The sequence below is a fragment of the Paraburkholderia ultramafica genome (assembly GCF_902859915.1).
Classification (GTDB): Bacteria; Pseudomonadota; Gammaproteobacteria; order Burkholderiales; family Burkholderiaceae; genus Paraburkholderia; species Paraburkholderia ultramafica.
Genome location: NZ_CADIKK010000042.1, coordinates 26,494 through 50,485, shown reverse-complemented (window position 1 = coordinate 50,485; position 23,992 = coordinate 26,494). Strand labels below are relative to the sequence as shown.

Genomic DNA, 23,992 nt, shown 5'->3' with positions numbered 1-23,992 from the left:
ATTCATCGTTGCGCGACATCGCACGCCTCCGTGAAGCGCTAAACGCCAGACAGCCTCATCGCTGACATGCCGTGGACGACCACGGCGTGCATGCCCACGTGGCGGGACGGCCCGCCCATGCCTAACACGTCCTCTCATGTTCGAGAAAGTCCTCATTGCCAATCGCGGCGCGATTGCCTGCCGCATTCTGCGCACGTTGCGCGAACTCGAAGTTGCGGGTGTCGCGGTCTATAGCGAAGCCGATCGCGCGAGCCGGCATGTCACCGAAGCCGCCTCGGCACACAGTCTCGGCGAAGGCGCAGCCGGCGCGACCTATCTCGACGTCGGCAAGATCCTCGGCGTTGCGCGCGCCGAACGCGTGCAGGCGATTCACCCCGGGTACGGCTTCCTGTCGGAGAACGCGGCCTTTGCCGAAGCGTGTGAAGCGGCCGGCATCGCCTTCATTGGACCCACACCCGAGCAGCTTCGTGCGTTCGGACTCAAACACACCGCACGCGCGATTGCTGCCACTCAGGGCGTGCCGATGCTGGAGGGCACGGGGCTGCTCGACGACCTTCCTGCAGCCCTGGATGCGGCAGAACGCATCGGTTACCCGGTGATGCTGAAAAGTACCGCGGGCGGTGGCGGCATCGGCATGCGCGTGTGCCGCTCGACCGACGAACTGAGCTCGCAGTTCGATGTCGTGAAGCGCCTCGGTCAGAACAACTTCAGCGACGCGGGCGTGTTCCTCGAAAAATACATCGAGCGCGCGCGTCACCTCGAAGTGCAGATCTTCGGCGACGGCAAAGGCGAGGCCATCGCCCTCGGTGTGCGCGACTGTTCCGTGCAGCGGCGCAACCAGAAGGTACTGGAGGAGACGCCCGCGCCGAACCTGCCCGAAGGCATGGCCGATGCGCTCTGCGACGCCGCGATTCTGCTGGCGAAGGCGGTCAGCTACCGCTCGGCGGGAACCGTCGAATTTGTCTACGACAGCCTCGCACAGCGCTTCTATTTTCTCGAAGTCAACACGCGTCTGCAGGTCGAGCACGGCGTGACGGAGCAGGTCTGGGGCGTCGATCTGGTGCGCTGGATGATCGAACTCGCAGCCGGTACGCTGGCGCCGCTCGATACGCTCGTACGCGGCTTGCGCCCTTCGGGCCACGCAATCCAGGCGCGGCTCTATGCCGAGGATCCGGGCCGCGATTTCAAGCCAAGCCCAGGTCTGCTGACGGACGTCGCATTCCCGGCCGCCGATGGCCGCACGCTGCGTATCGACACCTGGATTGAAGCGGGTTGCGAAGTGCCGCCGTACTTCGACCCGATGCTGGCGAAGCTGATCGCGTGGTCGCCTACCCGCGATGACGCGCGCCGCGCGCTCGGTGACGCGCTGGGCGAAACGCGTCTGTATGGCGTCGAGACGAATCGTGACTATCTGCGGCAGGTCCTCGATGACACGCCGTTCGCAAGCGGCGAGCCATGGACGCGCTGTCTCGACGGCCTGCGCTATCACGCCACCACTCTCGAGGTGCTGGGCGGCGGCACGCAGACGACCATCCAGGATTATCCGGGGCGGCTCGGTTACTGGGCGGTCGGTATCCCGCCGTCGGGTCCGATGGACGACCGCGCGTTGCGACTCGGCAATCGCCTGCTCGGCAACGAAACCTCCGCTGCCGCGCTCGAAATCACCATGAGCGGCCCGACGCTGCGCTTCAATACGGACGCGGTCGTCGCCATCACAGGCGCGGCGTTGCCGGTTACCGTCGACGATATCGCCCAGCCCATGGACACGGCGCTTTTCATCGCAGCCGGCGCAACGCTCGCGCTGGGTACGATCCGCGGCGCCGGCGCGCGCGCGTATCTCAGCGTGCGCGGCGGACTCGATGTCGCGCAGTATCTCGGCAGCAGAAGCACATTCACGCTCGGTCAGTTCGGCGGGCACGGCGGCCGCGCGCTGCGTGCCGGCGACGTGCTGCACCTTCAACCGTTGACCGACCGCACGGCGGGCGCGGTGTTGCCCGAGCCGCTCACGCCACAACTGCGGGACGTGCGCGTGCTGCGGGTCATCTATGGCCCGCACGGCGCGCCGGAATATTTCAGCGCCGCCTACATCGATCGCTTTTTTGCCACCGAATGGGAGACTCACTTCAATTCGAGCCGCACGGGCGTCCGCCTGATCGGCCCGAAACCCGAATGGACACGTGAAGATGGCGGCGAAGCGGGTCTGCATCCGTCGAACATTCACGACAACCCGTATGCGGTGGGCGCGATCGACTTCACCGGCGACATGCCCGTGATCCTCGGCCCCGACGGCCCGAGTCTCGGCGGCTTCGTGTGCCCGGTCACGATCATCGAAGCGGATCTCTGGCAGATCGGCCAACTGAAGGCCGGCGACAAGGTGCGCTTTGTTCCCGTCGATATCGCGACGGCACGCGCCGCCGCGCGGGCCCGCCATGCGGAAACCGCCACGCTCAAAGCCCATGCAGACGCCGCGCCGCTCGAAGCCCCGCCCATCGACGCGACGCCCGCACTGGCCTCGCCAGTGGTGTTCGACATCGGCTCGGATCGCGAACGGCTGGTTGCGCGCCTGTCGGGCGATACGCACCTGCTGCTAGAAATCGGACCGGCCGAGCTCGATCTCGTATTGCGTTTTCGCGGCCACGCCTTGATGCAGTCGCTCGAAGCACTCGGCATCGACGGCGTGACCGACCTCACGCCCGGCATCCGCTCGCTGCAGATTCATTACCAGCCGGAACGCCTGCCGCTTGCCGCGCTGCTCGCGACTGTCGCAAGCACATGGCAACGCGTCCTGCTCCAGCAGGACCTGCGCGTGCCCTCGCGCATCGTGCATTTGCCGCTGTCATGGGACGACCCGGCATGCCAGTTGGCGATCGACAAATACATGACCACCGTGCGCAAGGACGCTCCGTGGTGCCCGAGCAATCTGGAGTTCATCCGCCGCATCAACGATCTCGATTCGATCGAGGCAGTGAAGGAGATCGTCTTCGATGCGAGTTATCTCGTGATGGGCCTCGGCGATGTCTATCTCGGCGCGCCGGTTGCGACGCCCCTCGATCCGCGTCACCGGCTCGTGACGACAAAGTACAACCCGGCGCGAACGTGGACCGCCGAGAATTCGGTCGGCATCGGCGGGGCCTATCTGTGCGTGTACGGCATGGAAGGTCCGGGCGGATACCAGTTCGTCGGCCGCACGCTGCAGATGTGGAATCGCTTCCGGCAAACTGCGGATTTTGCTGGCCAGCCGTATCTGCTGCGCTTCTTCGACCAGATCCGCTTTTACGAAGTGCCGGCAGGCGAACTGCTGCGGATACGCGCGGACTTTCCGCTCGGGCGATACCCGTTGCGGATCGAAGAAACCGAACTGTCGCTGACCGACTACCAGACCTTTCTCGAACGCGAAGCCGGCGATATCGACCGTTTCCGCGCGCAGCAACAGGCCGCGTTTCAGGCTGAGCGGCAGCGCTGGCACGAAGCCGGCAGCGTGGAAGAAGCACTCGAGCCTCCCGTCTCCGTCGACACCGCCACAACGCCGCTCGATGACCACCAGATAGCGGTCGACAGCGAGATCGCCGGCAATCTCTGGCAGGTCCACGTGAACCGCGGCGCGAAGGTCGCAGCCGGCGACGTGCTGCTCGTCATCGAGTCGATGAAGATGGAGATTTCGGTCGTTGCACCGTGCGCCGGAATCGTCGATGAGGTGTACGTCGCGCCCGGTTCGCCGGTGCGGGCGGGGCAGCGCGTCGTCGTAATCGGCCGCGCGTGAGGCTTCAGCGATGAACCCCTATTCGAGCCATTCTTCAGGATCCACCATGCCTTCATTCGATCTCCATCTGCCGACGCTTAGTGCCGCCTATCGCGCCGGGACGACTACCCCACGCCGTCTGATCGGCGAACTGCGCGAACGCGCGGCCGCACTCAACGCGGACTATCACCTGTTCATCCATCTTCTGTCCGAGGCGGAGCTCGAGCCGTATCTCGCCGCGCTGGAAACACGCGATATCGACTCGCTGCCGCTCTATGGCATCCCGTTCGCGATCAAGGACAACATCGATCTCGCCCATATCCCGACGACGGCCGGCTGCCCGGCCTATGCCTACACGCCCGACAAGAGCGCCGCAGCCGTCGAGCGGCTGATCGCGGCCGGCGCCATTCCGGTCGGCAAGACTAATCTCGACCAGTTCGCAACGGGGCTGTCGGGACAGCGCTCTCCCTACGGCGCATGTCGCAACGCGCTCGATTCACGCTATGCGTCGGGGGGCTCGAGCTCTGGGTCGGCCGTGGCGGTGGCGCTCGGCGTCGCCGCGTTTTCGCTCGGCACGGACACCGCGGGCTCGGGCCGCGTGCCAGCGGCCTTTCACGGGCTCGTCGGCTTGAAGCCGACCAAGGGCGTGCTGAGCACGCTCGGGGTGGTGCCCGCCTGCAAGTCGCTCGATTGCGTTTCGATTTTCGCGTGCAATGCGAACGACGCGCAGCGCGTGTTCGACGTCGCGCGAGGTGTCGCTGACGGCGATCCTTATGCGCGTGAGTGGATGCCCCTCGCGGCGACATCGGGCTCGCCTGCGCCGGTGCGCTCGCTGCGCGGCGTGCGCTTCGGCGTGCCGCGCGCAGCGCAGCTCGAATTCTTCGGCGACGATTCGTACGCGCACGCTTTCGATGCCGCGCTCGCACGGCTGCGCGCGGCCGGCGCGCAACTGATCGAAATTGACTTCGCGCCGTTTCTCGCCGCCGCGCGCTTGCTCTATGAAGGGCCTTTCGTGGCCGAGCGCCTCGCTGCGATCCGCACGTTCTTCGAGGAGCAGCCGGACGCGCTTTTTCCTGTCACGCGCGAGATCATCGGTGGCGCGGCGCGCTGGAGCGCGGCGGACGCGTTCACCGCGCTCGATCGGCTTGCCGCATTGCGCACGCAGGCTGAAATGGTGTGGCAGCACATCGACGTGATGCTCACGCCGACTTCGCCCACAACGGCGACCGTCGACGAACTCGAAGCGGATCCGATTGCGGTCAACGCGCGTTTCGGCTACTACACGAACTTCGTCAATCTGCTGGATCTGTCGGCGCTCGCCGTGCCGGCCGGCGTATGCGATGCCGGAGCCCATGCGGGCCTGCCGTTCGGCGTGACGTTCGTTGGCCGCGCGCATCAGGACATCTTGCTGCTTGACCTGGCTCGCGCCTGGCTTGACGAGGCGGCAGACGATTGCGCGCCTCGCGTTGCGCCCGCCGCCGGTGAGCTGGCCCATGTGCGCGTTGCCGTCGTCGGCGCGCACCTGCGCGGCGAACCGCTCAACTGGCAGTTGACTCAGCGCGGCGCGCGTCTTGCCGAGACGACTGAGACCGCGCCGGCCTATCGGCTCTACGCGCTGCCAGCCGCGTCGAATGGCAACGTCGCGAAACCGGGGCTCGTGCGGGTGCCGGCCGGCGGCGCGGCCATCGAGGTCGAGGTGTGGGAGATGCCGCTCGCGGTGTTCGGGGGCTTTGTCGCGCAGGTGCCAGCGCCGCTTGGCATCGGTACGCTGACGCTTGCCGACGGTGCGCAGGTGCACGGCTTCCTGTGCGAAAGCATCGCGCTCGAGGGCGCGACGGACATCACGGCGTTCCGCGGGTGGCGTGCTTATCTCGCGAGCCGCGAGACGAGCGAGAGCTGAGTGGCGCAGGCAATGAATACGCGAGGAAAGCATGCAACGGAGGGTTCAATGACAGTCAATCGCCGGATGGAATGGTTCGGGGTGCGCCGCGAGTTGTCGCAGCGCGCTAAATGGATATTGGGGATCGGCTCGTTCGCGCTGCCGTTCCTCGTTTGGTGCGTGGTCAGTTACATACCGTTCGTCTGGCATCCGCAAATGCTGATCACCAGTCCGGGCAGCGTCGATTACTTCCAGGTGGGAATGCGCATTGACAAGGACACGTTCGCCGACGAGCTCGCCAACGCGCACGCGAAGCATGCCGCGCTGCCTGTTGGCGAGCCGGCCAATCCCGTGTATCTGCCAGCGCCGCATCAGGTGCTGCGCGCGTTCTATACGGCGTTCACGACGCCGCCCGCATCGCATGATGGCGTGTGGCTCCATCAAAGCCTCTGGCATAGCGTCCAGATCATCTTTTGGGGCTTCGTCATCTCGTCGGTGATCGGCGTGCCGATCGGCATCATCTGCGGCACGTACAGCGCGTTCGCGCGTTTGCAGGAGCCCTTCTTCGAGTTCTTCCGCTATCTGCCGGCGCCCGCGTTCGGCGCATTGATGGTGGCGATACTCGGCATATACGACGCGCCGAAAATCGCCATCATCGTGATCGGCACCCTCTTTCAGCAGGTGCTCATCATCGCGAACACAGCGCGCAAGCTCGACTACGGATTGTTCGAGGCCGCGATGACGCTTGGCACGAAGAAGCTGCGTCTGCTCACGCACGTGGCGATTCCGGGCATTCTGCCGGATCTGTACCGCGATCAACGCATCCTGCTCGGCTGGGCATGGACTTATCTGATCGTCGCGGAACTCGTCGGCACCAGTTCGGGCATTACCTGGTACATCACGCAGCAGGCGCGCTACGAGCATTTCGACAACGTCTACGCGGCGATCATGATGATCGGCATCATCGGGCTCGGCACGGACATCGTGCTCGCCTTCATCGGTCGCAAGCTGTTTTCGTGGGACCGTGTGCTGAAGGCATGACCTGCCTGTCGGCTTCTTTCATTTCGACCAGATTCGCCACGTAGCAAGGACTTCATCATGCTCAATCCTCAACCGGTCCCCTCTTACCTGATTCAATCTGAAGCCGTGCGTGTGCGCTTTGCGCGCCTGATGGCGCGAGAGACGATCCTGGAAGTTCGCGACCTGAAAAAACGCTTTGAGACGCGTCAGGGCGAGTACACGGCGCTCGACGGCTTGAACTTCAAGACGCATCGGCGCGAGTTCGTCTGCGTGATCGGCCCCTCCGGCTGCGGCAAGTCGACCTTGATTCGTATCCTCGCCGGCCTCGAGCGGCCGACGAGCGGCGAGGTGCTGCTGGACGGCAAGCCGGTCGAGGGGCCGGGTGCCGATCGCGGCATGGTTTTTCAGGGCTATACGCTGTTTCCGTGGCTCACCGTGAAGAAGAACGTCATGTTCGGCCTGACCATGAACGGCTTGAGCAAAGACCACGCGGAGCGTGAGGCACTGCAATGGCTCGATATGGTGGGCCTCACGAAGTTCGCCGACGTTCATCCGCATCAATTGTCGGGCGGCATGAAGCAGCGCGTTGCGATCGCGCGCGCGCTCGCGAATCGGCCGCGCATCCTGCTGATGGACGAGCCGTTCGGCGCGCTTGACGCGCAAACGCGCACGAAAATGCAGAACCATCTGCTCGATATCTGGCGCAACATCGACGTGACAATCCTCTTCATCACGCACGATCTGGATGAGGCAATCTTTCTCGCGGACCGCATCCTCGTCCTGAGAGCGAATCCGGGGCAGGTGCAGGAGTTGATCGAAGTGCCCGTACCACGTCCTCGCGACTATTCACAGGTCACGTCGCCCGAGTTCGTCGCGACGAAGGCGCGGCTCGAAGCGCTGATTCATCCGCCGGTGCCGTCGCAAGACGAGGACGACGGCGTGCGGCCGCACATGATTCGCATGACCCATATCGCCGATAACGTCGAATGAGCGCGATTGAGGGGGCATTGGAGGTAATCGCCCAATCCTCGCAACTTACAGTAAGAACAGGATTTCCAGCTGAGGCGGTAGTGTCAACTTGCCGGGGAACACGCAGGCGAATGCGCATAACATAAGGATCACTAACTTACGCGGCAAGGCGATCCAGCATCGGATTGCCAGTTTCGGTTTCCCATGCTTCGAAGGCCTGGTTGCGTGCCTGCCGCTTCTGCTGCGCGTTCGCGTTGTAGCGGCAGTGCATGAACAGGTTTGCCACCTGGTCGTGGACCGATGTGAATCGTTGCAGCTGACGCGCCGACTTGAAGCGGCGCATTACCTTTTCGCGTACCCGGGTTGGCTGGTGCGAATTCTCCGCCCGGTTGTTCAGTCCCTTGTGCTGACGGTGTTCGACTTTCAGCCCGAGATCCCTGTTTGCTGCCGCGTAGCTCTTGAGCTTGTCGGTGATCAGTACACGCGGAGCGCGCCCGGGCTCTGATGTGATGGACGACTCCCGCTAGACGGCGGGAGTCGTCCATCACATCAGAGCCGCTGTCAAGAAGGTACCGAAGTGGGTGAAGCCCTCGAGTGCCTCAGCCAGCGTCACCTCCGCAAGCCGGCGCTGACTCATGTTACGCGACGCGCTGTCGCAGTTCCAAGGGACACACTCGTGTTGTTGACCTCGATCAACTTAGCATGTCGCGAGACTTTCGATAATCCATAAGCGGGTTTAACGACAATTGGGGAAAACATGAAGAACAGATTTAAGGCAGCAGCCATTGTGTCCTGCATGTTGGGTGCATGGTTCGTGGCGCCGCAGGCCATGGCGGCGGACGACCAGATGGACGGCATCCACTCGGGCGATGTGCTCGTGCGCCTGCGGTCTATTAGCATCGTGCCGGAGGTGACTACGAGCGGCGGAAGCACGCTGTCGGCGATCAACGCCGGCGTGAACAATGCGACCGTCCCGGAACTGGATCTGACGTACATGATTCGCGATAGCATCGGTGTCGAGCTGATTCTCGCTACGTCGCGCCATCAGGTCACGTCGAGTCTTGGCGGACTTGGCGGCGTGAACGTACTGCCGCCGACGCTGCTGCTGCAATACCACTTCAACCACCAGGGGCGCGTGCGGCCATACGTCGGTGCGGGTCTGAACTATACGTACTTCTATAACGATGGCCTCCATGTCGGCGGTCAGGGCGTTCAGATCACCCATAGCAGTTTCGGCCCGGCGCTGCAGGCAGGTGTCGATATTCAGGTCGCGAAAAATCTGTTCTTGAACGCGGACATCAAGAAGGTCTGGATGAGAACTGAGGCCACGCTCGGCAATACTGAGCTGGGCACGTTGCACATCGACCCGACCGTGATTGGGGTCGGCATCGGCATGAAGTTCTGAAGGTGGCGATTCGCGGGCACGCAAGCACAGCGAGCAAAGCATCTCTCTCCGACTCCGGACGCATATTCCGCGCGCACAACAATGGCCGACTGGCTGGCGTGAGCCTCTCTGTAGGGCATGCGTGTGAATCCCACATTTGCGGACTCGTCTTGGCAATCGATCAAATTGGCTTTGGCTGGAGCATCTAATGATTAACAACACCGTGGTTGAACTGTCGCGGCTGCAGTTTGCTGCCACCGCGCTCTATCACTATCTTTTCGTCCCATTGACGTTGGGGATGACTTTTATGCTGGCGGTAATGGAAACCGTCTACGTGATCACCGGCAAAAAAATCTACCGCGAAATCACCCAATTCTGGAGCGGTCTGTTTTTGATCAACTTTGCCCTGGGTGTCGCTACCGGCCTGACGATGGAGTTCGAGTTCGGTACGAACTGGTCGTTCTATTCGGGCTTCGTCGGTGATATCTTCGGCGCACCGCTTGCAATCGAAGGTCTGATGGCGTTCTTCATGGAATCGACCTTCATCGGCCTGATGATATTTGGCTGGGAGCGCCTGTCCAAGGGCAAGCATCTGGTCGTTACCTACCTCGTGGCGCTCGGGTCGAATCTGTCGGCATTGTGGATTCTGGTTGCCAACGGCTTCATGCAGAACCCGCAGGGTGCGGCGTTCAACCCGGTGACAATGCGAATGGAGCTGACCAGCTTCGGCTCCCTGATCTTCAACGAGGATGCTCAGACCAAGTTTGTCCATACCAGCATCGCTGGGTATGTCACCGCGGCGATTTTCGTGACAGGGATCAGCGCGTACTACATGCTGCGCGGCCGTCACCTGGAACTTGCGAAGCGTTCTTTCCGGATGGCCAGCCTGTTTGGCGTGCTGTCGGTTGCCGGTGTGATCACCCTGGGCGACGCGCTCGGCTTCGTCGGTGGCCATGCGCAGCCGTCCAAGCTGGCTGCGATGGAAGCGATGTGGCAAACCGAGAAAGCACCGGCGCCGTTCAATATCGCAACCTGGCCGGTGCAGGGCGAGCAGCGTAATGCCTGGAGCATCCAGATTCCTTACGTGTTGACACCCCTGCTGACCCATACGTTTGACGCAACCGTGCCCGGCGTCGACCAGATCGAGGCCGATGCGGTTAAACGGATCAAGAGCGGGATTCCCGCCGTGGAAGCGCTCAAGGTGCTGAGCGCAGACCCGACCAATACCGCAGCGCTTGCGCAATTCAATGCCCACAAGGCGGACCTCGGCTACGGCTTTCTCGTGAAACGCTATGCGGCTGATCAGGATGTCTCGAAGGCGAGTGGCGACGATATCGCAAAGGCCTCGAAAGACACAATCCCGAATGTGTTTACGATCTTCTGGGTGTTCCGTGTCATGGTCGCCTGTGGCTTGCTGATGCTCGCTTACTTCGTGATCTCGGTGATCCTGTCGCTGCGCGGCGACGTCGCCCGGCAGAGATGGTTTCTCAAGCTTGCGCCGTGGATGATCCCTGTGCCGTTCATCGCCAACGAAATGGGCTGGGTCACTGCTGAAGTCGGCCGCCAGCCGTGGACGGTGTTCGGCATGCTGCCAACGTGGATGTCAGCTTCGAGTCACAGCGTCGGTTACATGGTCTTCTCGCTGATCGGCTTCGTGCTGCTGTACACGATTTTCATCGCGGTTGAAATGTTCCTGATGGTCAAGTTCATTCGCAAGGGACCCCAGAGCCATCACCCGGACACCACGGCAGGCCATGACGAGCCCCACCCGGCCTTCGGCGGCGAGCTTGCCACCGCGACGATGACGATCCCCCAGGAGCATTAAAAATGGATCTCTATTTCTTTTTCAAAGTACTCTGGTGGTTGCTCCTCGGCGTTTTGCTGATGGGCCTCGCGATCATGGTCGGCATGGATATGGGAGTGGGTGCGCTGCTACGTTTCGTCGGCCGCACCGACACCGAACGGCGCGTCGCACTGAATACGATCGCGCCGCACTGGGACGGCAACCAGGTCTGGTTCATTCTCGGCGGCGGGGCAATCTTCGCGGCTTTTCCGCTGATCTACGCGACGGCTTTCTCGGGGCTGTACATTGTGATGCTGCTACTGCTGTGGACGATGATCATGCGGCCGCTCGGCTTCGAGTATCGCAGCAAGCTGTCGTCGCCGACCTGGCGAAACGTCTGGGACTGGGTGCTGGTGGTCAGCGGCACCGTGCCGATGGTGATCTACGGCGCGGCCATCGGCAATATGCTGGTTGGCGTGCCATTTCACTTCAACTGGGATCTGACGTCCTACTACACCGGCAGCTTCCTGAGCCTGCTGAACCCGTTCGCGGTGCTGTGCGGCGTATTGTCGTTGTCCATGTCGATCTACATGGGCGGCGCGATGTTGATGGGACGCACCGAACCGGGCCCGCTGCAGCAAAGGGCTAAGGGCGCGGCGACGGTCGGCGTCGTACTCGCACTGGCGCTGTTCACGATCGGCGGTATCTGGATCAGTCGCATTCCAGGCTACCAGCTCGTACATTCGCCGGCCCCCGGCCTCGCGCAAACTCCGCTGCAACAGACCGTTCAGCTGGCTGACGGTGCCTGGCTCGACAACTTCCACGGCTGTTCGATCTTGTGGCTGGTGCCGGCGCTCGGCTATATCGGCATGGTCCTCGGCCTTTTCGCGATCCGCGCCGGCCGCTCGACGCTGGCGTGGTGGCTCGGCGCGCTGGCCTGGATCGGCATCATTGGTACCGCCGGCGTGAGCCTGTTCCCGTTCCTGATGCCCTCGTCCAGCGATCCGTCACAGAGCCTGACCGTCTGGAACTCGGTCTCGAGCCGTGGCACGCTGATGTGGATGACGGGTTGGGCTGCAGTCTTTGTGCCCATCATTCTGGCTTACACGAGCTGGGGGTTCTATGTGATGCGCGGCAAGGTCAAGGCGGAGCATGTGAAATCCAACCCGCACGCTTATTAATGGAGAGTGCGATGAAAACGTTGTTGTATTTTCTGGTGTTCATGGTCGTCGCGGTCATCGCGATTGTGCTTGGCGTGATTGTCGGTGACTACGGCGCGTGGTACTTCTCCTGGCTGATCGGCACCATCATGATTGTGCTGGTCGCCGCTGCCGGCGGCGTGCTGTTCGACTCACAGGAAACAGAACGAACTGCAAAGGGGCCTTAAAAGCGGACCAGTGTTCCGGATGATCGCGTGCAAGCCAGCCAGGCCTAACCAAACTCGTTTGTGTCATCGACGATCGGCTGTGGTTCGTGGCTTGCGCGCACCCCAGCCCGACATTATTCTGTTTTCTCAGGGTCGATTCCATGAGCCCAGCACAGGCGGGTTACACTTGCCTAATTAGCCTACCAATGCTAAAGCGACTACTGCGTCGGACGAAACATCAGGTGGCGCCTGCGCCCATGGCACTTTCACATTCGTCGTGTAGAGAAACTCGTGGCGCCGCGTCGGCTTCGCGTGTGTCTCGAAACCCGCACCCTGATCGACTGCCATCACCAGCGTCTGCTGCTTCATCCGATTCCGTTTTCCCCGTTGAGCCCGATCGTTATAGCGCTTGAAGTACGGGGGCGGTGGACTTGATCAGCGTCGGCTTAACACCAGACCGTTACCAGTTACGCATGTCCGGATGGACAATTGCTGTTGTACAACGGGTCTCGGTTCCAGCAGCCAACGCTCTGAAAGCTGGGTGTGAAAAGGCAATGAAGAGCTTGACGGCCTGATGCATACCGCGTAACGCGCGGCTGACCGCGACATGTCTCGCATCTGGTTCAGTGGACTATCTGGTGCGCAAACGCGGATTGTGCTGTAAGTCACACCATCGTCTGTACGCTTCATCCGAGCAAATATCCCCGTGTACCAACTCAGTCAACATTTGGACTATGCTTGGTGTCTGTGGTGTCTGTGGTGTCTGTGGTGTTATGCGCAAGACTGAGACGCCAGAGCGTGAAAGCGCCTCGATCTCGTGAGACCAGTCCACAACGTTCGTCGCCCCAGGTCGACCTCCGCTGCCCCGTCCGTCTGATACGTTATCTTCCCCGAGCGACGTGATCTCCTCTAGGCCGCCGGTGAAGAGACGTCTACGAGGGGTACGTCCGCCTCCGTTGTACTGGTCTGCGACGCGGGATGCAAAGACGGCGATCGGTTCGGGGCCAAATACAGGAACTTCGATTTCGCATGCTGCCTCGCGCATCTGGGATGTCTCATGCAGCACTTTACCAATGCAATTGGGCTGCGCAACCCAGCGTATGGCACCTAGCTCAACGAGCCGATTCAGTGCTTTGACATTAGGACATTCGATATTCGGTCCAGCGATGAACGGCGCCCCGCGTGCACCGATCTCGAGCGTTGCCAAATCGTTGACCTCCAGCGCAAACTCACCACTCGAGACTAATTTTCTAAGCCTGCTCAGGTCGGCATCACTTTTGGTGAGTGCCGACGTCGATAGCACTACTTCCTTGCCGTGGGACGCAAGATATCGCGCAATTGCGAACCAGTCCTTATGCTGCATCTGGTGGCGCTCAGTGCAAACGACGCTTCCGATATATACGACGTCAACCGACGATAGTGCTACGGCATCATAAAAGGTCATTACCGCGTTGCGCGACCATCGATGGGGAATCGGGCCAAGCGAAATCTTCATGGTTGGTAATTTCGTAAACGCGCGCGAGTCAATGGCGCGTGACATGCTCACTGGCCAGCAACGCGAACGCGCCATTTCCGTTCGCTCCATCGCATCGGACAGCCGATTGAGTGCGCGTACTTGCTGCAGGCTGTGAAATGGTTTGCGTTTTGCAGGTTTCCCCATCGACAGGAATGCCATCAAGGAACCTGACAACACGCCGCATATGCGCGTGCTTAGCCAACGCGAGAATCATGTCAGAAAGTTTTCGTATTCGAATTGTGACGAACGGTCACACGGCGTACTTTTCAATGCGCCATGTGATTGACTTGGTCCCGGGGACGCCAAAGCGTCAGGCTGCGACTCGATTCAGAGAGGAAAACTGCGCGAAGGAGTGGTACTGAAAATGAGCGTGGAAATGGTCTGAAAGCAGCGTGTTCAGTGTGTGAAGGAGATGGCATCTGGTCGTATCGGTCGAGTTATGCGGCGCTTTGCCACCCCGCAATTTCTAATTTCAAATCGACGGTGAATATTAGAATCTAGCCCGTTAGACATCGCGCCAATGACGGCATGGGGCGCGATATGTCAAAACGCGAGCGACCTCATTGTGCGTATAAACCACTACGCTCGGACCCGCCTGCACGAGTCTGCAATGGCGCTTCTCCAGCTCTGGCCGTCACGATGCAAGCTGCCGCCAACGCTCCTAGCCTGCTAATGTCCCATGGAGCGACTGAAAGGAAGCGCCCGAGGTTCGCGCAGGCTGCCATGTCCCCCGGCGCGTTGTATTGGGAAGTCTCGTGGTATTTTCAGACATATTTGGCGTTCGTTTTGTAGCAGCGCTCGCGCCCGCGTGGGACTCTGGCAAGGTTGAGCGCTTATAGCCGGACTCTCCTGTACGCGCATGACCTCCTTGTCCTTGGTGCCCGTATGAGCACAACCAGCCCGCAACTGAAAAAACACATCGATGCCTGGCTTGCCGCCCGCGCCGCGCGCATACGCCCCAGCATCAGGCTGGCGGTCGGCCTGGGTTTGAGCGCAGGCATGCTGGTAATCGTTCAAGCCGCGTTGCTAGCGTGGATCGTCGATACAGTCGTGATGCATGGTGCCCGGCTGGCAAGCGTATGGCCCGAGCTCGCTGCGATGTTGCCGGTCTTTGGTCTGCGCTTCGTCCTTGCGCAGGCGGCCGAGCGGGCAGCTTTCGTTGGCGCCGCGGCGATACGCGGCGAACTGCGCGGACAACTGTTGCGTAAATTGCAGGCGCTCGGTCCAGCCTGGCTGCAGGGCCAGTCGAGTGGCGCGCTGGCGAGCCAGTTGGTGACAGGCATAGAAGCGCTTGAAGGTTACTATGCGCGGTGGCTGCCTAACCGTGCACTCACGGTGCTACTGCCGTTCGCGATTCTAGTCGTGGTGTTTCCGGCGGATTGGACGTCCGGGTTGGTCCTGATTCTGACCGCGCCGCTAATCCCGCTGTTCATGATCCTGCTCGGCAAAGGCGCGGCCGACGTGAATCGGCGTCAATGGCGGCAGCTGGCGCGCCTGAGCGCGCGCTTTCTGGACGCGTTACAGGGATTGACAACACTGAAGCTGTTCAATGCCAGCCGGCGCGAGGCCGAGATGGTCGCGCGTGTGTCCGAAGCCTATCGCGAAAGCACAATGCGGGTACTACGGATCGCCTTTCTGTCCGCAGTGGTGCTGGAGTTCCTCGCGACGCTCAGCATTGCCGTGGTAGCGGTGCTGATCGGCTTTCACCTGCTGTACGGGAAGATCCATTTCCAGCCCGGCTTTTTCGTGCTGCTGCTCGCTCCCGAGTTCTATCTGCCGCTCCGCACGCTTGGCACTCACTACCATGCGCGGATGGAAGCGATCGGCGCGGCCGAGCGCATTGCCGAGATTCTCGAGATGCGGCCACCCGCAGGCGACGCGCGGATCGAGCCGCTTGCCGCTGCATCAGATTACGGAGTGAGCTTCGAAGCGGTTTCGTTTGCCTACGCAGCCGATCGGCCGGCCCTGGAACGCTTGAGCTTCGTCGCTGAGCCGGGCAGGATCACTGCGCTGGTCGGTCCGAGCGGCGCCGGCAAAAGCACGGTGTTGAACCTGCTGCTCGGCTTTGCCGACGGGCAGGCCGGCACGATCTGGATAAACCGGCAGTCGCTGGCGACACTCGATCAGGCAAGCTGGCTCGCCCAGGTTGCCTGGTTGCCGCAACGCGCCCATATCTTCGTTGGCAGCGTGTTGGACAACCTGCTACTGGCGCGTCCAGACGCAAGTCTGGCTGCGGTACGCGAAGCTGCCGCGCAGGCTGGCGCCGACGAGTTCATCATGGCCCTCCCGAACGGCTATGACACGCCGCTCGGAGAGCGCGGCGCCGGCCTGTCCGGCGGCCAGATCCAGCGGCTCGCGCTGGCCCGCGCATTTCTGAAGGATGCGCGGGTGATCCTGCTCGACGAGCCGACCGCCCATCTCGACGCACACAGCCAGGCGCAGATTCATGCTGCATTGCGTCGCTTGGCGCATGGCCGCACGGTGCTACTGATTGCGCATCGGCCGAGCACGGCGAAACTCGCGGATAAAGTAGTCGTTCTGGAGGACGGCCGCGCTGTTCAAAGCGGTACCCACGATCAGCTGAGCGCTGAGGGCGGGCAATACGGCCGTCTCATCCAGCCAAGCGCCGCAGATGCGTCCGCGATCCCCTTGGTGCGTTCATGAAGCCATCAGACAAACCCTCTTGCTCATCCGGTTGCACGGCACGTGAAGCGCGCGCCGACCTTTTGCGCCTGTTGGCGCTGTTTCGGCCTTACTGGCACTGGATGGCGGCCGGCGCGGCGGTGTCGCTTGCGACGCTGCTCGCGAATGTCGCTCTGATGGGGGTCTCGGGCTGGTTTATCGCTTCAATGGCGCTGGCCGGCATCGCGCATGTCGGGCTCGACTACTTCACGCCGGCGGCGTTAATCCGTGCCTGCGCGATTGTACGCACGGTCGGCCGCTACATTGAGCGACTGGTGACGCACGAAGCGACGTTTCGTCTGCTCGCACAATTGCGCGTCTGGTTCTACACGCGTATCGAACCGCTAGCGCCCGCGAGGCTGCAAAGCGTACGCGGCGCCGATCTGCTGAGCCGCATTCAGACCGATATCGACAGCCTGAATCACATCTATCTGCGCGTGCTGGTACCGGTCGCGGTAGGCGCAGTGGGAGCGTTCCTGATAGTCGCGGTGACTGCGGCATTCAGCTTGCCAGTCGCGCTGGTCTTGTTGCTGTTCCTCGCCCTTGCCGGCGTTGCGTTGCCTGGGCTGCTGCTCGAACGCGCTCGAGAGCCTGCGCGCGCAGGCGTTGCATTGCGCGCGCAACTACGCGAAACCATCGTTGACAGTCTGCAGGGTCTCGGCGAACTGCGCGTCTATCATGGTCAGGAAACCTATGCGCGCCGCGTCGATCTGCTGTCTGAGCAGTTGCTTGAAACTCAGTCCACGCTGAGCCGCATGAACGGTTTCTCGCAAGGCGCGCTGATCTCGTGCGCCTCGCTCGCGATGTGGGGCACGTTGCTGCTGGCGATTCCACCGGTCGACTCCGGGGCACTCCCTCGGCCTGACCTCGCGATGCTGGCGTTGCTTGTGCTGGCGAGCTTCGAAGCAGTGTTACCCCTGCCGCTCGCCATGCAAATGCTGGGCGAGAGTTTGGCCGCCGCGCGCCGCATTTTCGAACTGGTTGACGCCGCGCCCGTGGTGTCCGACCCGCAGCAGCCGACGCCACTGCCGGCCGGCAGCGACTTGCGGCTTCGCGATGTTAGCCTGCGCTACCGGGATTGCGATCCGTGGGCACTGCGCGATGTTTCTTTCGATCTGCCGGCCGGCCACCGGATCGCGGTAGTCGGTGCGAGCGGCGCCGGCAAGAGCAGCCTCACTAACCTTCTGCTGCGCTTTTGGGACTACCAGGAGGGAAGCATCAGCCTAGGTGGAGTCGAGCTGCGCGAATGCGCAGCCGAGAATGTACGCGCGCGCATCGCGGTAGTCGCACAGGACACTTACTTGTTCAACACAACGATCCGCGGCAACTTGCTGCTGGCACGACCTGACGCCGACCAGGCGATGCTTGAGGCGGCTTGCAGCGGCGCTCAGTTACATGCCTTCATCGCCAGCCTGCCACAAGGCTACGACACCGAAATCGGCGAGGCCGGCACCCGCTTGTCTGGTGGTCAGGCGCGTCGGCTCGCAATTGCCCGCGCGCTGCTGCTCGACGCTCCGATCCTCATTCTGGACGAGCCGACCGAGGGGCTCGACACCGTCACAGAACAGGCACTGCTGCAAACTGTTATGCACCTGATGCGGGACCGAAGCGTGCTGCTGATCACACACCGACTGTCGGCGCTCGCTGATCTGGTCGACGAGGTGCTGGTGATGGAGGAGGGCTGCATCGTTCAGCGCGGCACCGCACAGACGTTGCTCGGTATAGACGGTCCCTATCGGGACCTGAAGCGAGGCTGCGATGGTGGCGTCGGCAACCGGTCGTAGATAGCCTTTAGCCGAACGACGCCTCCGGGTCGAAAGTACGCGTCCGCTGAAGTAGGAACCGATCGCTCGTGGCTACGCAGTGACGAGCGTTCGGTTAGTAGCCCTACTGGACACCGCATTGTCAATCAGCGAATGGCAGCTTAGGCACCGAACACCCGCCTTCCTGTGCGAATAGCCGAACGGCCGTTGTACCTTGGAACCTGCCGCCCCCGGCGTCAGACTACTTGTCGGTGTGCCAAGAAGGAAAGCGACAGGAGGTCGCTGTACATGCTGTATCCGTGATGAGGGTTGGCCCCTCGGTTTCGCCGATCAGGCGGTGATACCAAACCACCCAGAGCTGCGTTCGTTTAGAGCGGGTGTGGTGAGCGTCTGTGGAAAGGGCGGGATAGATCCCGTCAGGTATGCAGGAAGGAGGCGAACGAAAGTGAACCATCGAAGAAGTGTCGATAATTGCAATGATGTCAAAACCGAGGACTCGACAACGCCTCGGGATAAGTCAAGCGGCAACCTGAATGTGGGCTTGACGGCATCCGGCATAGAGGTGGCGCGACCTTCCTGCAGGCATGGATACGGAACTTGGGAACCTGTCGTCTCGATGCCAAGGGAGGCGCTCAAGCGGAGAACCCGTGAGAGCCAGAGTACCAATGCGAGGCACAGGGGCGGAGTCATGCGTAGTAGCGTCGAAAGGGTTGTAATGACCTCTGGAGCGAAGGCATGACCTTGTCTGGTGGAGATCATGGAACAACTGCAACGCGGGAAGATTCCGGGGTTGCCACCAAGTCGTTCGAGATATCCAAGCGGTTGATTTGGGAAGCCTGGAAGCGCGTGGCCGCCAATCAAGGCGGGCCGGGTGTGGATAGGCAGAGTATCGAACTGTTCCGCAATCGCTTGGCGAGAAATCTATACGCCTTGTGGAATCGAATGAGTTCGGGGAGTTATTTTCCTCAACCGGTCAAAGAGGTGCTGATCCCGAAGGGGGACGGGTTTCGTCCTCTCGGGGTGCCGACCATCACTGACCGCGTGGCTCAGATGGCAGTCAAATTACTGGTTGAGCCGAAAATCGATGCGATATTCCATTCATCATCGTTCGGTTATCGTCCCAACAAATCGGGGAAACAAGCCGTGGCGCAAGCGAGAAGGAACTGCTGGCGCTACGACTGGGTAGTCGACATTGATTTGAAGTCCTTCTTTGACACCATCGACCACGAGCTTCTCGGACGTGCGGTAGAAAAGCACGTCAGAGAGCCATGGGCAAGACTCTACATCAGACGCTGGCTAGAGAGTCCGGTGCAGAAGCAAACCGGGGAGTTGGTTGCTCGGGATCGAGGCACTCCGCAAGGCGGCGTGATCAGCCCCCTGTTGGCAAATCTGTACCTGCACGAGCTTGACGTGGAAATGCGCCAGGCAGGGCTGGTTATGGTGCGCTACGCGGATGACGCCGTGGTGTTATGTCGCACACAGGAGGAAGCGGAAGCTGCGCTATCTCGTATGCGGGCCTGGGTGGATGCGAACGGCTTGAAACTGCATCCCGACAAGACCCACGTTGAGGACTGTCGGATGGAGGGTCAAGGGTTCGAGTTTCTGGGCTACCGGTTCGAAGCCGGTGAGCGTTGGGTGCGCAAGAAGAGTCTCATGGGGCTGCGGGACAAAATCCGGGCCCTGACCAGACGTAACAGAGGCGATTCGATCGAGGGCATCATTGCGTCGATCAACCCGATTCTGCGCGGCTGGTTCGGCTATTTCCAGAATGCTCACCGATACACCTTCTCGTCGGTCGACGGCTTTGTTCGCCGCTATCGGATCTCCGAGGGCAGACAGGGTAGGACAGCCCGGATATCGACATCCGGTGCCTCATCCCGACTTGGCGAACGACACGTGCTCCCGTCTCCCTAACGTCGTCCGTTTTCCCGCGATGTAATAGTCATGTCTCGACCCGTCATCGGTCAGTATGCGCCGAAGATCCGATCGAGCGCCGCGAGGACGGCTTCACGTCGATCTGAAAGGGAACCGATACACTTGCCAAGAGCGTTCAAGGGGACAGCGCTCATGCCAGGCGTATCAAGGAAACATTCTTCGCCATTGACTTCGAAAACGGGAAGCAGGTCGGATGGTTTGCCGGAGAAGGCGAGATGTTGGACAGGTCGCAGAGGAATCACGATGCGCGTCGGCAGAATGCCGACATGGGTGCTTTGCACGTCGAGCAGGTAGGGTGCAAGTTTGGGCGTCTCATTGTCGGGGTTCGTATAGAGATCAAACCGGGCCATTAAAACGTCCTGTATTTCGCGAGCGGAAGCCCGTCGCGATCGACCATCGCCGTGTAGGCGGCGACCAGCTCGGCGTTATCATCGGCCCAACGGCGCGCCTCCGCCTCCTGAATTTCTTCGCGCACGCCGCGCTCGCTCGCCCGCGAAAGGTTGATCCCCAGTTGCTTGGCCCGCTCCAGCACCTCAGGCGGCAAGGTGACGTTGGTGGATTTACGCGGTCGAACTTCGAGTGCTTTGCCCATGTGCGGCTCCATGTTGCATACCATGTGCATTATCGTGCACAAACGCGGCAGATCGCAAGTCCGTTGGCTACGCAGCTGGTCACAAGGAGAGCACTATGAGGCAGTTGGCGAGGTCGGTCTTGGTGCGCCTCAGTACGCGAGATTCTTAAGATATCGCCGCAGACGTAAGCGCCCTGCCGGTTCAGGCGTCGTTCTTCAACAATGCATGAGACGAAAGGCGTTAGAGACAAACCCCTGAAACCTGGACATTTGAACTTAGCCGGAAAGCGGACATTTCAGAATGGCTTTGACAACAGTGGTGTCGCAAGGGCGGGCAGCCCGGATCGGCTGGGGTTGTCCGGCTCGAAGCAGTATCGCTCTTTGCATTTCCTTAAGGGCCCCGACCGACGCAGCAGAAGGGCCGCTTTTCCGTAAGCTGCCACCTGATGACGAGCTAACAATGATCGCAATAGCCGACACCCGCGGGCCGCGACGACTCCTCTAAAGCGCGCTGTCCTTTGCAAGCAGTCCCGGGCGACATCGTGCCGGGCCGCCTGAAGTGGCGCACGTTCAGTCTCTTAACGCCGCCGTAGATGGCGAGCTATTCGGCGGTCACGAATACAGTTCTCGATGTTCGCGTGGATCTGATCGATCACACTACCGGAATGCGCAACAGGATCCCGGTCGACGCGAGAGCGCTGGTTGAAAAGCGCAAGGTTACTGAGTCCGCGACCATGTTTATCTAGTAGAAGTGCATTGCGCATGGCGCCCAAAACCGGCGGGAGCCTATCCTGCCATCACTCTTATCACATGTTGTTTTCGGTGCAAAGAGTGACTTCCGTGCACACGGTGTACAAGCGATGTGCAACATAAATTCGCTTCCGTGTAATCGCAGTGCGTTGTGTGTTGAAGGCAGTGGCGCGAAAAAAAGGCGGCGTGCGCATGGATCGATTGATCCCGGGAGTATCAGATGTGGCGATACGGCGAGAGCCTGCCAACACCAGAAAAGCCGAGAGTGCGCCCAACGCATCACCACGTGTAGAGCAGGCAACAGTCATTGTTGCATGGCCGTGAATGTCCGTTCAGATCGGATGGACGTGTAGGGGGACGGCGGAGCAATGGCGGGACAAAGCGGGTGAGCATCGCGTTCGCACGCCAGTGACATCGAATGCGTTCTGGTTGTCCGTCAGTGTGAATTGACGAGCACAAAATGTTCAACGACGTTGGCGCTGGTGTGCGCGAATGGCGAGCATGTGGAATCCCATGTGCATCGATGGGATATCGGATAACAACAGAAAAAATATTTCCTATGCCCTATAGATCCTCTGTATTCCAAGGTAATCCATCTCTCTCGATGACTGCGAGGAACAGGTGTTGACGACTTATAGACACGTGCGCAAGATGCAGTGAATGTCGTGTGTCGGAGCGAGTCATGCCGGTTGTCAGGAGTTTCACGCGAGGGCAATGGGAGGCGCTCGGACGCCGACTGGAGGCATTGCCTGAAAAGGCGAGAGACGCGCAGCCCGTCAAGGTAGGGGATGGCGTGAAATTCATCCGAACACAGATCAACGCAGCAAGGGAGAAAGGGTACACGCTGCATGAACTCATAGAACAGGCCACGCAGGAGGGCGTCGATGTGAGTCTCAATTCCCTGAGATATGCGATGCGCCGTGCGGACGGAAAAGGACGAATTCGACGGGGCGGCAGGGACGCGGCACGAGACCCGGCGGCAGCGCCGGTACGGGGCAGAAAATCGGTGAAAACCGATACGGCACGCGATAACTCGCTACGCACTGGACCACAGCAGAAGGGAGATGGGGGAGTAACCAGGCGGGGGCAACAGATACAGGGCTTCCTTGGATTTCCGATTAGCCCGGATACCGAAAACTTGTAGAGGTATGACATGGCAACGGATAATCCCCCCATCTATATGGTTGGTGGCAGCAAAGGTGGTGTCGGCAAGAGTTTCGTTACGCTGGCGCTGGTCGATTACCTTCGACGGACAGACGTCAATGTCGTGCTCGTCGAGACGGACACGACCAACCCCGATGTCATGAAGGCTGTCCATGACGAAATCGAATGCGGGTCATGGGCTCTTTTGAAAACGGAGTGGGTGATGGGGCTCAGCGGGCGTTTTCATTGAAGCGTGAGAAGTCGAGTTTTCCAGCGATGAGGAAGAGGACTGTGCGCATGGTTTCGAAGCGAGCGTATCCGCGTGCTTTGCGCTTGGCGGCCTGAAACAGGCCGTTGATAGCCTCAATAAATCCGTTGGTCTGACGCGTCTGAGTCCAGGCAACGATTCCGTCGAAATGTCGGCGAATCAATCTCACCACGTCCTTCATCGGTTCGACCTTCGAGCGCATGACGTTGGCGCACCACTGCTGCAACATCTCGGACACAACATTGATTTGCTTGCGTTCGAGAATGTCGCGCAGTTGTTCCCGGTACAGCCACGCTCGGGCAGTGCGATTGGTCGTGTACTGACTGATGAGCGCCTCGAGGTCGGTGAGTTGGGCGAGGCTCAGTTTGTCCGCATCCTTGAGCAGCGTCCAGCGCATGCCTTCGAGTTGAGGGTCGAGCTTCTGTTGCTGCCGGCGTACTGTGTCGAGCGCTTTGGACGCGTGCGCGACGACGTGAAACTTGTCGAAAGTCACCCGCGCTTCGGGCAGATATTCATTGACACCCTTGATGAAAGCCGGCGACATGTCGATGCTGACCGAGCCGAGTTGCTCGGGCGTGCCACCGTGTTCGTCCAGATAGGCCGCAAAGCGTTCAATTGTGCTGGCATCCTTGCCGGTCGTGACGAACACGACCCGGCGCGCCTGCATGTCGGCGACCAGCGTCAGATACTCATGACCGCGCCGGTAGGAAGTTTCGTCAATCGCCACCGCCGTCACATCCGACAGGTCGGCCGCCGCGAGTGCCAACTCTACATAGCGCGAACAGATGGCGTGTACTCGATGCCACGACAGGTTGACGGCACGCGCAACAGCGGCAAACGGCATCTGCTGGGCGAGCATCAGTACGAGCGCCTCGAACAGCAGCGTGAAGCCGTTGAGTTGACCAACCCAATCAGGTTCGACCAACCGTACGGAGCCATCGGGCAAGCGCACACGCGGCACCCGAACCTCCAGGAAGCACTCGTGTTGAAAGAAATTCAGGTGACGCAGACGTTTGATTTGCGTGTCGTGCACGGGGTGCTCACCGGCAACTCCGGCATAGCCAAACCGGCTGCCCGCGACGAAGTCCACGGCAATGGTGAGTTGACGCTGATCGGCATCAAAGTCAACGGCTTCGACGTACCAAGGTGCGGATATACCGAGAGCGGATTCGAACAGTTGATTCGTCATCGTTGTTTTGTCTTCCGTGGCTGGTTGCCGCATTC

At 60.9% G+C, this 23,992-nt stretch carries 16 protein-coding genes and 2 pseudogenes; 12 read left to right on the top strand and 6 right to left on the bottom strand.

Annotated elements, in window-relative coordinates:
* Positions 1-136 precede the first annotated feature (136 nt).
* From uca to HV744_RS31250, 4 genes are read left to right on the top strand one after another with little or no spacing between them, the layout of a single operon-like run.
* The gene (gene uca / locus HV744_RS31265; RefSeq protein ID WP_175153195.1) at positions 137-3,760 is read left to right on the top strand and encodes an urea carboxylase; all 3,624 of its coding nucleotides are present in this window, start codon (positions 137-139) and stop codon (positions 3,758-3,760) included.
* Positions 3,761-3,806: 46 nt separating this feature from the next.
* A complete protein-coding gene (gene atzF / locus HV744_RS31260) occupies positions 3,807-5,639 on the top strand; it encodes an allophanate hydrolase (protein WP_175153194.1) in 1,833 nt (610 codons plus the stop codon).
* Positions 5,640-5,687: 48 nt separating this feature from the next.
* Entirely contained in the window at positions 5,688-6,659 is a 972-nt protein-coding gene (locus HV744_RS31255) for an ABC transporter permease (RefSeq protein WP_175153193.1), read from the top strand.
* 57 nt (positions 6,660-6,716) lie between these two features.
* Positions 6,717-7,628: an ABC transporter ATP-binding protein gene (locus HV744_RS31250; protein ID WP_175153192.1), complete on the top strand. Its 912-nt coding sequence runs from the start codon at positions 6,717-6,719 to the stop codon at positions 7,626-7,628.
* A 136-nt stretch (positions 7,629-7,764) separates the two neighbouring features.
* Here HV744_RS31250 and HV744_RS31245 read toward each other — a convergent pair.
* A pseudogene (locus HV744_RS31245) lies at positions 7,765-8,103 on the bottom strand (DDE-type integrase/transposase/recombinase); the annotation flags it as partial.
* A 261-nt stretch (positions 8,104-8,364) separates the two neighbouring features.
* Between HV744_RS31245 and HV744_RS31240 the strand changes: the two are divergent.
* The 4 genes from HV744_RS31240 (at position 8,365) to HV744_RS31225 (ending at position 12,161) form a co-directional block, all read left to right on the top strand.
* A complete protein-coding gene (locus HV744_RS31240; protein ID WP_175153191.1) occupies positions 8,365-9,012 on the top strand; it encodes an OmpW/AlkL family protein in 648 nt (215 codons plus the stop codon).
* A gap of 187 nt (positions 9,013-9,199) precedes the next feature.
* Positions 9,200-10,816 carry a cytochrome ubiquinol oxidase subunit I gene (locus HV744_RS31235; RefSeq protein ID WP_175153190.1) on the top strand — a complete coding sequence of 539 codons (1,617 nt, stop codon included), beginning with the start codon at positions 9,200-9,202 and terminating at the stop codon, positions 10,814-10,816.
* Between the two features lie 2 nt (positions 10,817-10,818).
* The gene (gene cydB, locus HV744_RS31230) at positions 10,819-11,955 is read left to right on the top strand and encodes a cytochrome d ubiquinol oxidase subunit II (RefSeq protein WP_175153189.1); all 1,137 of its coding nucleotides are present in this window, start codon (positions 10,819-10,821) and stop codon (positions 11,953-11,955) included.
* Between the two features lie 11 nt (positions 11,956-11,966).
* A complete protein-coding gene (locus HV744_RS31225; RefSeq protein WP_175153188.1) occupies positions 11,967-12,161 on the top strand; it encodes a hypothetical protein in 195 nt (64 codons plus the stop codon).
* Between the two features lie 174 nt (positions 12,162-12,335).
* On the opposite strand, the gene HV744_RS31220 is transcribed toward HV744_RS31225, so the two are convergent.
* Together HV744_RS31220 and HV744_RS31215 are read right to left on the bottom strand one after the other, a co-directional pair.
* A complete protein-coding gene (locus tag HV744_RS31220; protein ID WP_425497891.1) occupies positions 12,336-12,509 on the bottom strand; it encodes a hypothetical protein in 174 nt (57 codons plus the stop codon).
* A gap of 262 nt (positions 12,510-12,771) precedes the next feature.
* Positions 12,772-13,815: a U32 family peptidase gene (locus HV744_RS31215; RefSeq protein ID WP_175153187.1), complete on the bottom strand. Its 1,044-nt coding sequence runs from the start codon at positions 13,813-13,815 to the stop codon at positions 12,772-12,774.
* Positions 13,816-14,541: 726 nt separating this feature from the next.
* Between HV744_RS31215 and cydD the strand changes: the two genes are divergently transcribed.
* From cydD to ltrA, 3 genes are all read left to right on the top strand, one after another.
* Entirely contained in the window at positions 14,542-16,320 is a 1,779-nt protein-coding gene (gene cydD, locus HV744_RS31210; RefSeq protein ID WP_175153186.1) for a thiol reductant ABC exporter subunit CydD, read from the top strand.
* A complete protein-coding gene (gene cydC / locus HV744_RS31205; protein WP_175153185.1) occupies positions 16,317-18,122 on the top strand; it encodes a thiol reductant ABC exporter subunit CydC in 1,806 nt (601 codons plus the stop codon). The genes cydD and cydC overlap by 4 nt, the downstream gene beginning before the upstream one ends.
* A gap of 714 nt (positions 18,123-18,836) precedes the next feature.
* Positions 18,837-20,015, top strand: a complete 1,179-nt coding sequence (gene ltrA / locus HV744_RS31200) for a group II intron reverse transcriptase/maturase (protein WP_175153184.1) — start codon at positions 18,837-18,839, stop codon at positions 20,013-20,015.
* A gap of 50 nt (positions 20,016-20,065) precedes the next feature.
* Here the strand turns inward: ltrA and HV744_RS31195 are convergent, their stop codons facing one another.
* Positions 20,066-20,386, bottom strand: coding sequence for a CcdB family protein (locus tag HV744_RS31195; RefSeq protein WP_175153183.1), 321 nt, complete (start codon positions 20,384-20,386; stop codon positions 20,066-20,068).
* Positions 20,386-20,628, bottom strand: a complete 243-nt coding sequence (locus HV744_RS31190) for a type II toxin-antitoxin system CcdA family antitoxin (RefSeq protein ID WP_246279278.1) — start codon at positions 20,626-20,628, stop codon at positions 20,386-20,388. Before HV744_RS31190 ends, HV744_RS31195 begins: the two co-directional genes overlap by 1 nt.
* Before the next feature lie 1,882 nt (positions 20,629-22,510).
* Here HV744_RS31190 and HV744_RS31185 point away from each other — a divergent pair.
* A pseudogene (locus HV744_RS31185) lies at positions 22,511-22,696 on the top strand (P-loop NTPase); the annotation flags it as partial.
* 34 nt (positions 22,697-22,730) lie between these two features.
* On the opposite strand, the gene HV744_RS31180 reads toward HV744_RS31185, so the two are convergent.
* Positions 22,731-23,957, bottom strand: coding sequence for an ISL3 family transposase (locus tag HV744_RS31180; protein ID WP_175153181.1), 1,227 nt, complete (start codon positions 23,955-23,957; stop codon positions 22,731-22,733).
* Positions 23,958-23,992 lie beyond the last annotated feature (35 nt).

Excerpts from the sequence above, each read along its gene's own strand:
- cydC (WP_175153185.1), top strand. The coding sequence starts at position 16,317 with ATGAAGCCATCAGACAAACCCTCTTGCTCATCCGGTTGCACGGCACGT.
- HV744_RS31235 (WP_175153190.1), top strand. The coding sequence starts at position 9,200 with ATGATTAACAACACCGTGGTTGAACTGTCGCGGCTGCAGTTTGCTGCC.
- HV744_RS31195 (WP_175153183.1), bottom strand. The coding sequence starts at position 20,386 with ATGGCCCGGTTTGATCTCTATACGAACCCCGACAATGAGACGCCCAAA.
- HV744_RS31215 (WP_175153187.1), bottom strand. The coding sequence starts at position 13,815 with ATGGCATTCCTGTCGATGGGGAAACCTGCAAAACGCAAACCATTTCAC.
- cydD (WP_175153186.1), top strand. The coding sequence starts at position 14,542 with ATGAGCACAACCAGCCCGCAACTGAAAAAACACATCGATGCCTGGCTT.
- HV744_RS31190 (WP_246279278.1), bottom strand. The coding sequence starts at position 20,628 with ATGGGCAAAGCACTCGAAGTTCGACCGCGTAAATCCACCAACGTCACC.
- HV744_RS31250 (WP_175153192.1), top strand. The coding sequence starts at position 6,717 with ATGCTCAATCCTCAACCGGTCCCCTCTTACCTGATTCAATCTGAAGCC.
- ltrA (WP_175153184.1), top strand. The coding sequence starts at position 18,837 with ATGACCTTGTCTGGTGGAGATCATGGAACAACTGCAACGCGGGAAGAT.
- HV744_RS31180 (WP_175153181.1), bottom strand. The coding sequence starts at position 23,957 with ATGACGAATCAACTGTTCGAATCCGCTCTCGGTATATCCGCACCTTGG.
- uca (WP_175153195.1), top strand. The coding sequence starts at position 137 with ATGTTCGAGAAAGTCCTCATTGCCAATCGCGGCGCGATTGCCTGCCGC.
- HV744_RS31240 (WP_175153191.1), top strand. The coding sequence starts at position 8,365 with ATGAAGAACAGATTTAAGGCAGCAGCCATTGTGTCCTGCATGTTGGGT.
- HV744_RS31225 (WP_175153188.1), top strand. The coding sequence starts at position 11,967 with ATGAAAACGTTGTTGTATTTTCTGGTGTTCATGGTCGTCGCGGTCATC.
- cydB (WP_175153189.1), top strand. The coding sequence starts at position 10,819 with ATGGATCTCTATTTCTTTTTCAAAGTACTCTGGTGGTTGCTCCTCGGC.
- HV744_RS31255 (WP_175153193.1), top strand. The coding sequence starts at position 5,688 with ATGACAGTCAATCGCCGGATGGAATGGTTCGGGGTGCGCCGCGAGTTG.
- HV744_RS31220 (WP_425497891.1), bottom strand. The coding sequence starts at position 12,509 with ATGAAGCAGCAGACGCTGGTGATGGCAGTCGATCAGGGTGCGGGTTTC.
- atzF (WP_175153194.1), top strand. The coding sequence starts at position 3,807 with ATGCCTTCATTCGATCTCCATCTGCCGACGCTTAGTGCCGCCTATCGC.